This window comes from Vibrio sp. 1078-1 (genome assembly GCF_033340475.1).
This window is the reverse complement of record NZ_JAWOWM010000030.1, coordinates 1-14,019: the sequence shown is the minus strand read 5'-3', so window position 1 is coordinate 14,019 and position 14,019 is coordinate 1. Positions and strand designations below refer to the sequence as shown.

Genomic DNA, 14,019 nt, shown 5'->3' with positions numbered 1-14,019 from the left:
ACAAACTGTTTAAGAGTGATTCGCAACGCGTGGCATTTTTACTATGCGTTGGTTTTAGTGTTTAAGGTGGTATGCGGAGGCATCGGTATTGCGTTGCTCACACCTTAACAGGGCGTTATGCAGCCAAGGAGTATTATGAAAGAGTATGTTGCAGTGATAGCAGCTGTAGTAGCGGGGGTGTTCACCACAATCTCAGCAATTACAATGTGGAAATTAACACATCGAACAAGTGAGATAGCGCGTGAACAAGCAACGGCAGACGCTAAGTTTAACGAGAAAAAGGCACTGTATGTTCGAACACATGAGTTGTATGAAAGTGCAATCAAGTGTACTAGAAACTACGAAAGCAATAACTTGTCAGAGGCGTTTAGCAAATTAACCGGCGAAATTAACCTTATCGCTTCAAGTGATGTTGCTAAGCAATATTTCTATGTGGCTGATCTATTTCAAGATTGGATGCCTCTGTATTTCAAGGCATTTCCTGCGACACAAAAAATTGGTGATCAAACTTATATCACAATCCAATCTCCTGCTCCGACGCTAAAGTACAAACAACCCGAAAAAGAAGCGTATGATAAATTTTATAGCAGTTACGAAGAGCTGATTAAGTTAATGCGTGTGGAATTAGCAGCTGCATAACAAAGCATTTAAGAGTGATTCGCAACGCTTGGCGGTTTCGCTTCGCTCAAGTATAGCCAAGCGCCGCTCACACCTTAATGCGGCGTTATATTAATTCGTCAAGTCACAAAATATCAACTAGGTATTGATCGTATTATTGAGCCTAATTGTTGTCCGTGCTCCATCATATGTGTAACGTTGCTCTTGTCATTACATATGGAGATTGTATGAAACAAGTATTCTTGCCTTTATTATTACTGACATCTTTTAGCTCATTTGCTCAAATTGAACACCCTATTGATGTTGAGCTAGAAGCATGTATATCCGACAACTCAAGCACCGCCGGCATAGGAAATTGCGGTAGCAAAGCTCATGAACAATGGGATGCAGAATTGAACTATTACTACAAAACGTTGATGAACGTTTTGGATAGTAGTCAAAAGTCCAGTTTGCGAGAATCTCAACGCTCATGGATTAAATATCGTGACCTTGAAGTTGCCAATATCAAATCAATTTATGGTTCCAAGCGAGGGAGCATGTGGGGATTAACCGCCCTTTCAGATATAACTGAAATTACAAAAGAACGAGCCTTAGCTCTAAAAAAGTACTTCGAGAATATAAATTAATATAACAAAGCATTTAAGAGTGATTCCCAACGCTTGGCATTTTTGGTGTCATCGTTGGGTTTTGTGTTTAGGGCGCCATGGTTTAGGCTTGGTGGTAGCGTTGCTCACACCTTAATGCGGCGTTAGTACGGGTTTGACATCAAAGATCATAAGTTTTGGTGCTTATCTGTTTTGGCGCTCGTCTTTACACCTTTCAGTTTGTACCTTTCACGTTCTTTCCGGTGGCACTATATGCGGAGTGTTCGCTTTGATTTCACCGTTTACGGCTTCTAACTCTTAGCCTATTTCTTTGGCACTTTTTCATTTTCGTGGTGTTTTTTGAGAGAGCCTTGATTACTTTTGGTGTGGCTGTTGAGTGACGAGGATAGAATCCTTTTTTAATTTAAAGCCAGTGAAAGTAGGGCAGTTCAGTGCGTTTTTCTTCTAGCCAGCTTTCGTCTTTCAATCGGGGTAAAGTTTTGTAGCTGCCCGTCTCACTTCAGTGTTCAAAGCCTTTCATATCATGCTACTTTTCAATATCTTGGAGCGCATAAATAGAAGTAGCGCATGTACTAACAAATTGCTTAAGAGTGATTCGTAACGCGTGGCATTTTCACTTTGCGGTGGCTTATGTGTTTAAGGCGCCGTGCGGTAGCTTTTGTATTGCGTTACTCACACCTTAGCAAGGCGTTATGTGCTTAGAGGAAAACGGTAGTGATAAGAGAAATGCATATCTCATATTACTCGCAAGTAATCGGCTTGTGGTCAACAACAGAAGCGATGTTGCTGCGAGATGCAGATTCAAAGGAATACATAGGTAAGTACCTAAAACGCAATCCAAACCTTAGTTTTGTCGCATTGGATGATGACAATATTATTGGTGCTATTTTAGTTGGGACTGATGGTCGTCGAGGTTATGTGCAGCATCTGGCTGTTGATTCAACTTTTCGAGGTAAAGGCGTTGGTGCAAAGCTCATATCGTCAGCAGTGGAAGCTCTATCAAAAGTAGGTATAGCCAAAACGCATCTATTCGTCGCAAATGAAAACATTAATGCGCAGTCTTTCTACGAAAAATTAGGTTGGTTTCCTCGCGACGAAGTTCGTATGTTTTCTTTCAATTCTTCTAACAGTGTCAACGTTTAGTACGCACATAACAAACTGTTTAAGAGTGATTCGCAACGCGTGGCATTTTCACTATGCGTTGAACTCAGTGTTTAAGGTGGTATGCGGTGGTTCGGTATTGCGTTGCTCACACCTTAACAGGGCGTTATGCGACAAAGCTAAATTTTAATCTATCTTCAATTGCGTTCTCTTTGGCAATTCGTTTTTTGGTTTCGGCAAATCAGTATTTTCGGCTCAAATTTTTCAATCACTCAAACCGTAAAACATGCCAAAGTTCGTGAAGTTGCCTCATTAAAAATTGCATTTGGTAGTGGAAAGTTTGTCGGGTACAAAGTGTGGAAAGGGCAAGTTTACGGAAAGTAGGTCTTCGCTGAAATTTCGGTTCGTTGAGTTTTTCTCGAGCAAAAGCTAATTCTTCGCTTTAAATCAGTGTTCCACACTTGTGGCGACCTTTTTACGAAATGCTGAATTCGCTGGTTTTTGAATCACAAAAAGTTATCTGCGCGTTTGTAGTTTTTCGTGTTTAGGGTAATGTTTTCGTTGGTCAATTTAGCGTATGCGTACAAATCGCATAACAAACAATTTAAGCAGATTCGCAACGCGTGGCAGTTTTGGTTTGCAGTGAGTTTTGTGTTTAAGGTGCAATGCGAAGACTTTTGTATTGCGTTGCTCACTACTTAATTGGGCGTTATAGCAACTAAAAGGCCACCTGTAATAGTGGCCAGTACGGAATTAGTAAGATGAACAAGCGCCGTATGATGGTGCTTCTTTTATTCGATACTTTCTGCCGTTTTGATCTTTCGTATTTGTGTATGAGTAAGGTAGATCATTATAGTATGAAGGCATTTCCAAAGCGCTGTACCCACCGTTCGGCCATTCTGCAATCGCGTAATTTGAGTACGATTGGTACTTGTAGCTATTTGTTGCCTCATTTAGTTGTGAGCCTGTAACTATTGTGACAGGAACTTTGTACGGGTCTCCCCATGAGTAATCAGCTTTTTGATACTGGACACAGCCATACTCTTGAGAAGCAAAAGCTACGTTGATTGTACCTAGCAAAGTTAAGGCAAATACAAACTTCTTCATTTCGTTTTAATTTAAAAAGTGCCGCATCCCTTTTATTCCATGCAATTTAGCACAAGGGAGTTTGGTCATTAATCTATGCACTCCAAATTTGCGCGCGGATTATATGGGTAAAATAGTTCTTCGTATACATAAAGTTGAATAGTTGCTATAACAAACTGTTCAAGAGGGATTCGCAACGCGTGGCATTTTTACTATGCGTTGATTTTAGTGATTAAGGTGGTGTGCGGTGGCTTCGGTATTGCGTTGCTCACCCCTTAACAGGGCGTTAGAGCGCAGGAGAAAAAATAATGAATATGACGGACATAATTGAATACATTTCATATCTTATCGCCGGCATTATTATCGCTCCTTTCGGCTTTATGTTGTTTAAAGAATTCATCGGTAAAGATCGCAAGACAGTTACAGATGAAGTCAAATCGACAGTAGGTGACGAATCGAGAAAGTTTCTGGGTGGCAGGTATGGCGATGCCGTTGTAGGTCAATTTGTCGAGTTTAAACTGATAATAGCGATAGGCTTGCCAGTAGTTCTCTTTCTAGGAATCTCTTCCTTGGTAAATTCTCTTTTGAAAGTTCTGCTCAACCTGTGAGTTGCGCTCTAACAAACTGTTCAAGAGGGATTCGCAACGCGTGGCATTTTCACTATGCGTTGGTTTTAGTGTTTAAGGTGGTATGCGGCGGCTTTTGTATTGCGTTGCTCACCCCTTAACAGGGCGTTATCTTTATGGAGAAAATTTTAGTTGAGTACACTTTATCATTACACAAGCTTACAAGGCTTGATTGGTGTTATTACTGGTAAGTCGGTATGGGCTAGCCATTGTGAGTATTTGAATGATTCAAGTGAATTTATTCATGCACTTTCATTTGCTAAAACCGTCTCCGGAAACATATTTATGGATGACGATTACCTTGAGGCATTTGGTTGGGCGGTGCGAGACTCATTAGAACATATGGTAAAGCATGATGTTTACGTTGCTAGTTTTAGCGAAAATGCAGATTTGTTGAGTCAATGGAGAGGTTATTGTCCGCAAGGGGCAGGCGTATCAATAGGATTTGACTCTGAAATACTCAATACATACTGTGAAAATCAAGGGTATCGACTAGAGAAATGTATTTACGACAGTGAAATACAGTCAAGTAGGATTGTTGATATAACAAGTCAGTGTTTAGATATCTTCCCAAAGCCTAGCATCACGCGAGCAGATTACGATGCTTTAAACAGCAAAGAACAAGTAACTTTTACTCTTAGTGAACGTGAAAGGACTACGAATGGTCAGGTTAAAGAAGAGGCAACAGCAGCTACGGATTGGCTCTGTGAGCAAGTAAACGAGTGTGCGCCTCTTATTAAACATTCTGGGTTTCACGAAGAATCCGAATGGAGAATAGTTGCCCGTAATCCGTCAGAAAATATTCAGTATAGAGTTTCAAAGTCTCATATTGTGCCATACCTAGTCTTGCCTTTGATTAGAGACTATCCAGAGATAATTAAAGAGATCTATATTGGACCTAACCCAAACCCTCATCGGTGTGAAAAATCTGTTAAGCAGCTTCTTAAAAGTGAAGCAATCGAGCATGTGACGACAAAAATATCTTCGATTCCATTCAATAGCTGGTAGATAAAGATAACAAAGCATTTAAGAGTGATTCCCAACGCATGGCATTTTTCATTCCATAGTTGGGTTCTGTGTTTACGGTGCTCTGGTTAAGTTTCGTGGTAGCGTTGCTCACACCTTAATGCAGCGTTAGGCGACATGAGATAAACGATAGAGTAGTGATAGTATCTTGGCGAGAGTCTAGCTTCAGTTAACAGAAAAGGAGTGGGTTAATGAATGGTAAAGCATTTGATAATTGGCAAAAATCGCGAAAGAAAGGATGTTTAAATTGGCTTTTCAGAACAACTTTCGTCACAGCCATCTTGTACATGATTTTCAATGTTATTTTCCTTTATCCATCTTCTGATGCGGCAAGCATTACGATTTTCTTATCGGATAATGCTCTTAATTACTCCATTTACACGATCGGGATGTTTTTCGCATTTTGGGTTATTTGGCTATACAACGAATCTTCGTATGAGAAAGAAGTTAAACGTAGAAATGTCGCCTAACAAACTGTTCAAGAGGGATTCGCAACGCGTGGCATTTTCACTATGCGTTGCTTTTAGTGTTTAAGGTGGTATGCGGCGGCATCGGTATTGCGTTGCTCACCCCTTAACAGGGCGTTAGCACTGGTTTGGCATAATAGGTCAAAAGTCTTGGTGTTTATTGGTGTCTTTTCATGGCTTTACACCGGATCAAATGTGCCTTTCATGTTCGCTCCGGTGGCACTAGATGTGAAGTTTTCGCTTTGCTTTCAGCGTTTACGGTTTCTAACTTTTGGGCTATTTCTCTTGTGTGGTTTCTTTAGTGCTGAGATGTTTTCGTCAATGCTAGGTTTCTTTGAAGCTGTTGTTAAAGTCCGAAGCCCGTATCCTTTGCTAATTTGAAAGCGGTGAAAAGGGTAATTAAGCATGTTTTTCTTCTAACCAACTTACGTCTTGAAGTTAGTTTTCAGTTTGGCAGTTGTCCAGTTGGTTTCAGTGTTTTAAACCATAAGTTTCGTGCTATATTTCAGTAGGTTGTCGCACTCTAAAAGCTTAAAGGGCAGCGTGCTAACAAACAGTTCAAGTGGGATTCAGCACGCGTGGCATTTTTGGTATGCGTTTGATTTCGGTGTTGAAGTGCAATGCGGTAACATCGGTATTGCGTGCTTCACCCCTTAACTGGGCGTTATGTTTTTAATCAACTTGAGGTTTTAGATGGAAGCACTAGAGTGGTTTAAATTAATTGAGATGTTTCTCGTAACATTTATAGCTGCTTCTGTTGGTGTTTGGGCTGCTTATAAAATAGAGAGAGAGCAGCGAAATAAGATTGAAATTCAGGGGCGATTAAAGGAGTTTTGTAATGTGCAAATGCAACTTAGGTTACAACACACGCTATTAAAAACGATTAAAGAGTACCTGTCACAACACGAAAATGATAATGAAAGGTTTAAGAAAGTTTTACCAACCGAAATACCTAAAAATGTATCTTATTTGGATTTACGTGACGTTAAGTTTCTTCTTATTAATAATAATGTTTTAGCTTACAATATTATTACGGTTCAGCAGACTGTTAATATGTCGCTTTTAAATTATGACAAGCGCAGCAAAAAACATTATGAATGGCAAGCCAATCCGGTCAATGGCAGAACTCCAGATGAAAATGCTCAGCTCCGATTATGTGAAAAGTCGTTAAAGGAAATGACAGATATAAATTACTCTGAAATTTACGAAGTAACCGAGCATATTGAATATTTCATGCAAGAACTATCTGTATACGAAAAATCAGAATTTAAGAATATACAAGAAGTAGATATGTACACAGAACAGTTTTCTGTAGAGTTGGAAAAGCGTAAAAAAACATAACAAAGCGTTTAAGGCAGATTCGCAACGCGTGGCATTTTGGGTTCAAATTGAGTTTTGTGTTTACGGTGTAATGATTTAGGTTAGGTGTAGGCGTCGCTCACTACTTAACGCGGCGTTAGGTTTCTCCACGGGAAACATCGAATTCGAGGATTTTGGATAATGGATTATGAAACGAAGCTACAACTTGCGCACAAAGAATTAAGTGACAAAGGTGTTTGGAAGTCGAACTACAATCCTCCACTTGTAAAGTTGTTGCGTAAACTTGGACTATGTTTTCCGCCGCCTTATTATCAGAGTTTTTTCGCAAACGTTATGCTTTGTGTGGTTTTCTTTGCTCCTGTTTGGGGAATCTTCCAATGGTTTCTTGTGTGGAACGAACTAGGTAAACCAGTTTTAGAAGCAGTTTATATCTCGTTACTTACTGGCGCATTGTTTGGTTTAGTTATGGCAACCTTCTACTACATTAGACGCAAGCAATTAAATCTAACAGACTGGGGTTCATTGGGAGAATAAGCCCAAAACCTAACAAACTGTTCAAGAGGGATTCGCAACGCGTGGCATTTTCATCATGCGTTGGTTTTAGTGTTTAAGGCGGTATGCGGCGACTTCGGTATTGCGTTGCTCACCCCTTAACAGGGCGTTAGGTGCTTGAAGGAAAAGGTAAGTATGGAAATTGCTTTTCGGCAGATAAACATTGATGATTTCGAATTATGCGTTGCTGCGAGAAAAGATGCATACTTTTGTAGTTTTGGGCATTACGATGGTTTCGACGACTTCATCAGTGGTTATCGTGAACGAGTCTTAGACCGGTTAGCAACATCAGGATGGTTCTATATCCATATATTTGTGGATGGTCAGTTTGCAGGGCAGTTAGAGTTTCGTAGCTTTTCACCCGAGCCGGAGACTGGCTATGTGCATCTCATTTACTTAAAGCCGAATTTTCGTGGTTCAGGGCTCGCTCCAAAAGTGCAGGATTATATTGTAAGCACTTTGAGTAAAGCGGGTTGTTTGCGTGCTGTACTTTCAGTAAGCCCGACTAACCATCGAGCTCTCACATTCTATAAGCGCCATGGTTGGGAGTTCGTGCGCAAAAATCCCAAGCATGATGAAACAGACTTTTACCAACTTTGGCTACGTACCTAACAAACTGTTCAAGAGGGATTCGCAACGCGTGGCATTTTCACTATGCGTTAGTTTTAGTGTTTAAGGTGGTATGCGGCGGCTTTGGTATTGCGTTGCTCACCCCTTAACAGGGCGTTATGCGTACGAGCATGATTAGCTACTCTCTCTTATGGTAAAATTCGCATTTTGTTATAGGATCCCAAGATGAGCGATGAGCATTTTCAAGGTAAGTATGAGGTAGAGCTAAAGTACCGCCTTGAGTCGAAGACTAATTTCATGAATGTTTTGAAAAATATACCTCATGAAATAATGGTTGAGGACAATCTAGAATCCGATTGTTATTTTGATACTCCTGATAAATCATTGTATCAGCAGAATAAGAGTGTCTGTATTCGTACTATGAAGCCTTCGGGTATTAAGCTTTGGATTGTAAAAGGCCCTGAGGCAGACCGATGTGAAGCGACTAATATCACTGATGCAGAAAATGCTAAAAGTATGCTTGAAACTATGGGGTACGAAATTACGTTAAAGGCTACCAAAACTCGAAGTATCTATTTCGTTGGCAAGTTTCATATCACGGTTGATTCATTAGATGGTATTGGCGACTTTGCTGAGTTCGCTATCATGACAGACGATGAATCAATGCTAATTGCTTATAGGTCGGAACTTGAAGCCCTAGCTAGCAAGTTTGGGTTGACAGGTTCAGCATTGCAGAATAAATCCTATAAACAGATGTTCGAGGAAAAGTACGCATAACAAAGCATTTAAGAGTGATTCGCAACGCTTGGCATTTTCGCTTCGCTCAAGTATAGCCAAACGTCGCTCACACCTTAATGCGGCGTTATGTTTCCGATTGAAAACTGCGTAATACCACTTGAATGCTGTTTTTATATCCAGTATTGTTGGCATTTTCCATAGTTTGAGCATGTGCGTAAATGAGAATAATAATTGATGGTTGTAACTTCAATTTGGATAGTGTTTCAAGTTTATCGAGAAACAAGAATTTAGGAGTTTATTCGTTACAAGGGATAGATGACAACTTAGCTAAGTTCGCCAGTGATTCAATAGAAAACAAGGCGTATTTCGATATTGAAGTTTTAGACAAAGATCGTTCAGTGCTAGTTGGTGAACACTGCTTTTTCAACAATCTTAATGTTTTCAATAAAACATTAAAACTGACGGTCAACTGGGTAGAACACTCACTTTTTGACTAAGTCGATAGCGAAACATAACAAAGCATTTAAGAGTGATTCCCAACGCTTGGCAGTTTCGCTTCGCTCAAGTGTAGCCAAGCGTCGCTCACACCTTAATGCGGCGTTATATGCCAGTAATCAGAAAGTCGATAGCAGAGATGATCTCGTCTCTAAAAGTGCTTAGATCGTTTACAGGCTCTCTTAGAATTTTGGTTGGTACACTTGCCATTTGATGAGTCAGAATTACGAAGTCACCTTCATCAATATGGATTACGGGGCATAGGTGACTGGGTGCTTTTTTCTCTAACAACTCAGTAGGCGTCAACGGAATAACTAACCGAGTGTTCAATGTATCAAGCAATTCACTTTGAACGTCAACAAAGTATGGGTATGCGGTTGCAGTGTTTTTATCGTTGTTTTTGTATAGCGAGAATTGTGACATTAGAATACTCGGTAAGAATCAGAAAATAGCCCGTGGTTTTCAGTTAGCTCGTTACAAGCATTAATGGCATCAGCATTTTGCTCTAACCATTCAGCTTTAAGGCGTTGACTCACTTCTTTTTCAAGTGCCTTTTCCATTGTTGCCGAAAGGTTTATATTTAAGCGTTTAGCCTCAGCAAGTAACTCACTGTTTAAGCTTAAGTTTGTAGCTTTCTTTGGAGCTTGCGTACTATATGCGTTTCTCATGATAGTAACCTATGCGTATTGTGTGTGCGCATAAATTATAGGTGCAATACAAGCATATAACAAGGCGTTTAAGAGGGATTCTCAACGCTTGGCATTTTCAGTTTGATTCAGCTTTAGTGTATACGGCACAATGGTTTAGACTAGGTGGTGGCGTTGTTCACCCCTTAACGCGGCGTTATAAATCACATGAGTTCGGAGGGTTATGGGTATATCAATGTTAGAAATAAGTAAAACTGCAATGTATCACGGAGAATTTACAGATCGTAAAAAAGAATTCTCAGAAGCATGTAAATGGTTATCCGAAGAGATGGGTTTTCCATATAAAAGTACTCGAATGGGCGACTACGAGCGGTTGCTAAAAACATTTGTAAACCCCGGAGCAAAAGCACCTACGGAGCGAGACCTGCTTGATGATTTCTATCATTTTATGCAAGCAGCGACCGAAGCGTGCCAGATCATCCGTTTGTGGAATACTTTTAAGGATGGTAAGCATGAGGGCTTAAAAGACCGTATCAAACATGTCATGTCTGGTAAAAGCATACGTGCCGAAGCAATCAAAAAGAACAAAAAAGGACAAAATGATGACCCAGCACGAGATTTCGCGTTTGAGCTAAACATTGCCTCTAGGTTTCTCAAAGGCGGCTATGAAGTCGACCTAACGGATGACTGCGATGTGGTTGTTACTATTGGTAAAGACAGATTGTATGTAGAGTGCAAACGTATAAAATCTTTGAAAAAATTAGCCTCTCGTATCAAAGAAGCATCAAACCAGATAGATACACGTATTGTTGCAAATCGTAAAAATAAGTATGGCTTAATAGCACTGGATGTGACTGATGTGCTCTTGCCTGAGGGTACGGTTACAGCAACAAGCGATGTACGTCTGTATGACATGGAAATACAAAAAGCGATTACAGATTTCGCTAGAGAGCAGCAAGATGTATCAGACAAAAATGCAGGTCGTAATGTAGCAGGTATTCTATTTGAATTTAGTTCAAGCGCTTTCTTTTCTCATGAGGAAAATGAACCTGCTTTGGGTTTTGGACGCGCAGCGTGTATGTATAGGCAGGCTAGCCAAAGTAAAAAGTCGTTGGCTCTAGTCTCTGGTTTTTATGGACAAAATTGCCAACCAAAACTTATAGAGTTCAGATTTATAACAAAGCATTTAAGAGTGATTCGCAACGCTTGGCAGTTTCGCTTCGCTCAAGTATAGCCAAGCGCCGCTCACACCTTAATGCGGCGTTAGCCTACAGAGGTAAGCATGGAACACAGAGTTAAGAAAGTTAGAGCTTACTCTACCGCAATGATTAGTCGACTTATTATTGCAGATCGAAAATTAGCTTTGCTTAATCCCCTATTAAACGATTCTGATTTGATTCATAAGTGGGATCATTCTTATGGTGGTCATGGGCTTGAGTTAATGCGTATAACAATGTATCTAGATATTGTTCGTGAGTTAGCTGCTATTTCATTTGACCGAGGTAATACGTCTCCATCAATTTTCATATTCTTGAACTTATTTCCTCTAAGCCTCTTTTAGAGGCTTTAAAAAGGGACTACTGTAAACCGACAACGATTACTTGGGTAAACGACGTTGACCCCGAATCAAGAGCATTCTGGGAAGAGCGTCATAAAGAAAGAGATTTGGGAGACAAGTCTCAAAGGTTTGATGAGCATTATCACAAGGCAAAAAAATTATTTAGCGAACTAAAAGGCAAGGATCTTCATCATAAAATTAGGAACGTACGCAATAAATTGGTTGCTCATTACGAAATGAGGCAAGATGGTACAGAACCCCGCTTAGCTGACCCTAAAGACTTTAATTTGAAGTGGGGAGATGTCGAAAGTTATTTCGAGGAGTTGAAGCCGATTATTGTCGAATTGGTGTTGTTAATTTCTAATGAAGCATATGCTTTAGATTTATTCCGAGAGGATCACGAAAGGATTTCTCGAGACTTTTGGAAACTGTAGGCTAACAAACTGTTTAAGAGTGATTCGCAACGCGTGGCATTTTTACTATGCGTTGGTTTTAGTGTTTAAGGTGGTATGCGGGAGCTTCGGTATTGCGTTGCTCACCCCTTAACAGGGCGTTATACCCTAATTGGAAAGGAAGCATCCTCATGGTTTCAATAGAATTTTTAATTACTTCTTTTATTGTTGTCTTAATACCCGGTACAGGAGTATTGTTTACAGTTGCTACTGGGCTCTTCAATAGCAAACAAGCTAGCGTATTTGCTGCAATTGGTTGTACGTTTGGTATTGTTCCTTCACTTTTGGCGAGTGTGTTTGGGTTGGCGGCAATCTTCCATACTAGTGCGTTGGTATTTCAGGTCGTCAAATATTGTGGTTCAGCTTATTTGATCTATTTAGCATGGACTATGTGGAGGGCTTCTTCCCCCTTGTCACTGGACAAAAAGCCTGCAAATGCGAAGCTCAGAGATATTGCGTTAAAAGGTTTTTTAATTAATATCTTGAACCCTAAGTTATCAATATTCTTTTTAGCATTCTTGCCCCAATTTGTTTCGCCACAATCAGAGCAGCCATTGTTTAGTATGCTAGTTCTTGGAGTGGTGTTTATGTTGATGACACTTTGTATATTTATTGTGTATGGCTTAATGGCTAGTACATTTAGTGAGTTAATTGTACGCTCAGAAAAAGCAAGTTTGGTTATTCAAAAAATATTTGCGGGTGGTTTTGCAGCGATGGGTTTGAAGTTGGCGTTAACAGAACGGGTATAACAAAGCATTTAAGAGTGATTCCCAACGCTTGGCATTCTTAGTTCAAGTCGAGTTTTTGTGTTTACGGTGTAATGGTTTAGGCTAAGTGGTAGCGTTGCTCACACCTTAATGCGGCGTTATGCTCTAGGAGGGAATTTTGCTCAATTTACTGAAGAAAGTGGTGCTAATCAATCTTGCTGCAGCATTGATTGTTATTCTCTTAGCTCAGTTTGTCCCCTTCTTTGCTACTACTCAGCCAGTCGACTTTCTGTTCTTCGTTGTTATCGTGAACTGGGTTTTAGCAAAGCTTATGTGGGAAGGTGGCGTATATAGTAAAACAGCGCATATGGATGATTCTAGAACAGATAAAGTTTACAAAATGGTAGAAGGTCATGATTTCGAAAAAGACCAACGAGAGCAGCATAGAATGAACTTCCAGACAGGTTTGGTTTTCTTTATTGCAGGGCTTCCAGCGTTTGTCACTTGCTTAATTCTCCAATTTCTTTGAGTACGAGCATAACAAATTGTTCAAGAGTGATTCGGCACGCGTGGCATTTTTACCATGCGTTAGGTTTGGTGGTTAAGGTGGTATGCGGAAGCTTAGGTATTGCGTGCCTCACACCTTAACAAGGCGTTATGCCTAAGGAGATATTGGTGACATTCCCAGAAAACCCAAGTATTGATATTGTAAAGGGCTACTTGGAGCTTTGGCACACATTGGAGAGTTACACTCTTCAAGAAAAGTCGTTGGAAAACCTGTTTAAAAAGTTTTGTCCTCAGAACGACAAAATAGAAGATGTATTGCTAAAGGTTAGTGCTCTCAATGACTTTTATAGTACTAATATCTACGATACTTACTCAGTTTCAAAGCATATACTTGGTTTGAGCATTGATGAGAAGCTTAACCAAGGTTGTCTAGGTTTGGTTGATGAAGTTGCACCTATTGAAATCAAAGGTAAAACCCGAAGATTCTATTCTTTTGCTACTAAGTATTGTAGTCACCATAAACCCAATGATTACCCAATTTATGATTCATATGTAGAAAAAATGCTCATGCATTTCAAGAGGCGGGATTCCTTTTGTCAGTTTAAAAAAGATGATCTTAAAAACTATCGCATGTTCGTTCAAATAATTAAGGAATTTAGTCGGTACTACTCTTTGGAAGAGTTCAGCTTGAGAGAAATTGATATTTATTTATGGCTTGCTGGAAAAAAGCATTTCCCAAATAGATATTAGGCATAACAAAGCGTTTAAGGCAGATTCGCAACGCTAGGCATTTTCGGTTTGCTTTGAATTTAGTGTTTACGGCACAATGGATTAGGTTGGGTGGCAATGTTGCTCACTACTTAACGCGGCGTTATACGAAATCATCATTTACATAGTTAAGAGTTAACAATTGGATATCTTAGGAATTTTTAAAGACTACATAT

Annotated in this window: 19 protein-coding genes; 16 read left to right on the top strand and 3 right to left on the bottom strand. The window is 39.9% G+C overall.

The genetic code is table 11. The features are described 5' to 3' along the window. Positions 1-135: 135 nt before the first annotated feature. From R7190_RS24875 to R7190_RS24865, 3 genes are all read left to right on the top strand, one after another. A complete protein-coding gene (locus tag R7190_RS24875; RefSeq protein ID WP_186584916.1) occupies positions 136-639 on the top strand; it encodes a hypothetical protein in 504 nt (167 codons plus the stop codon). A gap of 206 nt (positions 640-845) precedes the next feature. Continuing rightward, positions 846-1,244, top strand: a complete 399-nt coding sequence (locus R7190_RS24870) for a lysozyme inhibitor LprI family protein (RefSeq protein WP_186584918.1) — start codon at positions 846-848, stop codon at positions 1,242-1,244. Positions 1,245-1,949: 705 nt separating this feature from the next. After that, positions 1,950-2,366: a GNAT family N-acetyltransferase gene (locus R7190_RS24865; RefSeq protein ID WP_186585030.1), complete on the top strand. Its 417-nt coding sequence runs from the start codon at positions 1,950-1,952 to the stop codon at positions 2,364-2,366. A gap of 711 nt (positions 2,367-3,077) precedes the next feature. On the opposite strand, the gene R7190_RS24860 is transcribed toward R7190_RS24865, so the two are convergent. Beyond that, positions 3,078-3,431, bottom strand: coding sequence for a hypothetical protein (locus R7190_RS24860; protein WP_186584922.1), 354 nt, complete (start codon positions 3,429-3,431; stop codon positions 3,078-3,080). A 287-nt stretch (positions 3,432-3,718) separates the two neighbouring features. On the opposite strand from R7190_RS24860, the gene R7190_RS24855 reads away from it, so the two are divergent. The 7 genes from R7190_RS24855 to cyaB all read left to right on the top strand — a co-directional run bounded on the left by R7190_RS24855 (position 3,719) and on the right by cyaB (position 8,748). Then, positions 3,719-4,018 carry a hypothetical protein gene (locus R7190_RS24855; RefSeq protein WP_042524654.1) on the top strand — a complete coding sequence of 100 codons (300 nt, stop codon included), beginning with the start codon at positions 3,719-3,721 and terminating at the stop codon, positions 4,016-4,018. A gap of 150 nt (positions 4,019-4,168) precedes the next feature. Further along, positions 4,169-5,044, top strand: coding sequence for a DUF2971 domain-containing protein (locus R7190_RS24845; protein ID WP_186584925.1), 876 nt, complete (start codon positions 4,169-4,171; stop codon positions 5,042-5,044). Between the two features lie 209 nt (positions 5,045-5,253). Continuing rightward, the gene (locus R7190_RS24840) at positions 5,254-5,532 is read left to right on the top strand and encodes a hypothetical protein (protein ID WP_054824883.1); all 279 of its coding nucleotides are present in this window, start codon (positions 5,254-5,256) and stop codon (positions 5,530-5,532) included. A gap of 690 nt (positions 5,533-6,222) precedes the next feature. Further along, a complete protein-coding gene (locus R7190_RS24830) occupies positions 6,223-6,870 on the top strand; it encodes a hypothetical protein (RefSeq protein WP_186584926.1) in 648 nt (215 codons plus the stop codon). 159 nt (positions 6,871-7,029) lie between these two features. Then, the gene (locus tag R7190_RS24825; protein WP_029807783.1) at positions 7,030-7,383 is read left to right on the top strand and encodes a DUF6404 family protein; all 354 of its coding nucleotides are present in this window, start codon (positions 7,030-7,032) and stop codon (positions 7,381-7,383) included. Between the two features lie 153 nt (positions 7,384-7,536). Further along, positions 7,537-8,013, top strand: a complete 477-nt coding sequence (locus R7190_RS24820) for a GNAT family N-acetyltransferase (RefSeq protein WP_186584950.1) — start codon at positions 7,537-7,539, stop codon at positions 8,011-8,013. Between the two features lie 183 nt (positions 8,014-8,196). Further along, positions 8,197-8,748 carry a class IV adenylate cyclase gene (cyaB, locus tag R7190_RS24815; protein ID WP_115386074.1) on the top strand — a complete coding sequence of 184 codons (552 nt, stop codon included), beginning with the start codon at positions 8,197-8,199 and terminating at the stop codon, positions 8,746-8,748. A 561-nt stretch (positions 8,749-9,309) separates the two neighbouring features. Here the strand turns inward: cyaB and R7190_RS24810 are convergent. Together R7190_RS24810 and R7190_RS24805 are read right to left on the bottom strand one after the other, a co-directional pair. Beyond that, the gene (locus R7190_RS24810) at positions 9,310-9,627 is read right to left on the bottom strand and encodes a CcdB family protein (RefSeq protein WP_021485087.1); all 318 of its coding nucleotides are present in this window, start codon (positions 9,625-9,627) and stop codon (positions 9,310-9,312) included. Beyond that, positions 9,627-9,872, bottom strand: coding sequence for a type II toxin-antitoxin system CcdA family antitoxin (locus R7190_RS24805; RefSeq protein ID WP_017420672.1), 246 nt, complete (start codon positions 9,870-9,872; stop codon positions 9,627-9,629). The genes R7190_RS24810 and R7190_RS24805 overlap by 1 nt, the downstream gene beginning before the upstream one ends. A gap of 214 nt (positions 9,873-10,086) precedes the next feature. Here R7190_RS24805 and R7190_RS24800 point away from each other — a divergent pair, with 214 nt between their 5' ends. The 6 genes from R7190_RS24800 (at position 10,087) to R7190_RS24775 (ending at position 13,825) form a co-directional block, all read left to right on the top strand. Next, a complete protein-coding gene (locus tag R7190_RS24800; protein ID WP_186584952.1) occupies positions 10,087-11,085 on the top strand; it encodes a hypothetical protein in 999 nt (332 codons plus the stop codon). 48 nt (positions 11,086-11,133) lie between these two features. Then, the gene (locus R7190_RS24795) at positions 11,134-11,412 is read left to right on the top strand and encodes a hypothetical protein (protein WP_222438041.1); all 279 of its coding nucleotides are present in this window, start codon (positions 11,134-11,136) and stop codon (positions 11,410-11,412) included. Next, entirely contained in the window at positions 11,367-11,843 is a 477-nt protein-coding gene (locus R7190_RS24790) for a hypothetical protein (protein ID WP_222438045.1), read from the top strand. Before R7190_RS24795 ends, R7190_RS24790 begins: the two co-directional genes overlap by 46 nt. 149 nt (positions 11,844-11,992) lie before the next feature. Beyond that, a complete protein-coding gene (locus tag R7190_RS24785) occupies positions 11,993-12,610 on the top strand; it encodes a LysE family translocator (RefSeq protein WP_025580440.1) in 618 nt (205 codons plus the stop codon). Between the two features lie 136 nt (positions 12,611-12,746). Then, positions 12,747-13,097, top strand: a complete 351-nt coding sequence (locus R7190_RS24780) for a hypothetical protein (RefSeq protein ID WP_031781288.1) — start codon at positions 12,747-12,749, stop codon at positions 13,095-13,097. A gap of 146 nt (positions 13,098-13,243) precedes the next feature. After that, positions 13,244-13,825 carry a hypothetical protein gene (locus R7190_RS24775; RefSeq protein WP_005483293.1) on the top strand — a complete coding sequence of 194 codons (582 nt, stop codon included), beginning with the start codon at positions 13,244-13,246 and terminating at the stop codon, positions 13,823-13,825. The last annotated feature ends 194 nt before the right edge of the window (positions 13,826-14,019 follow it).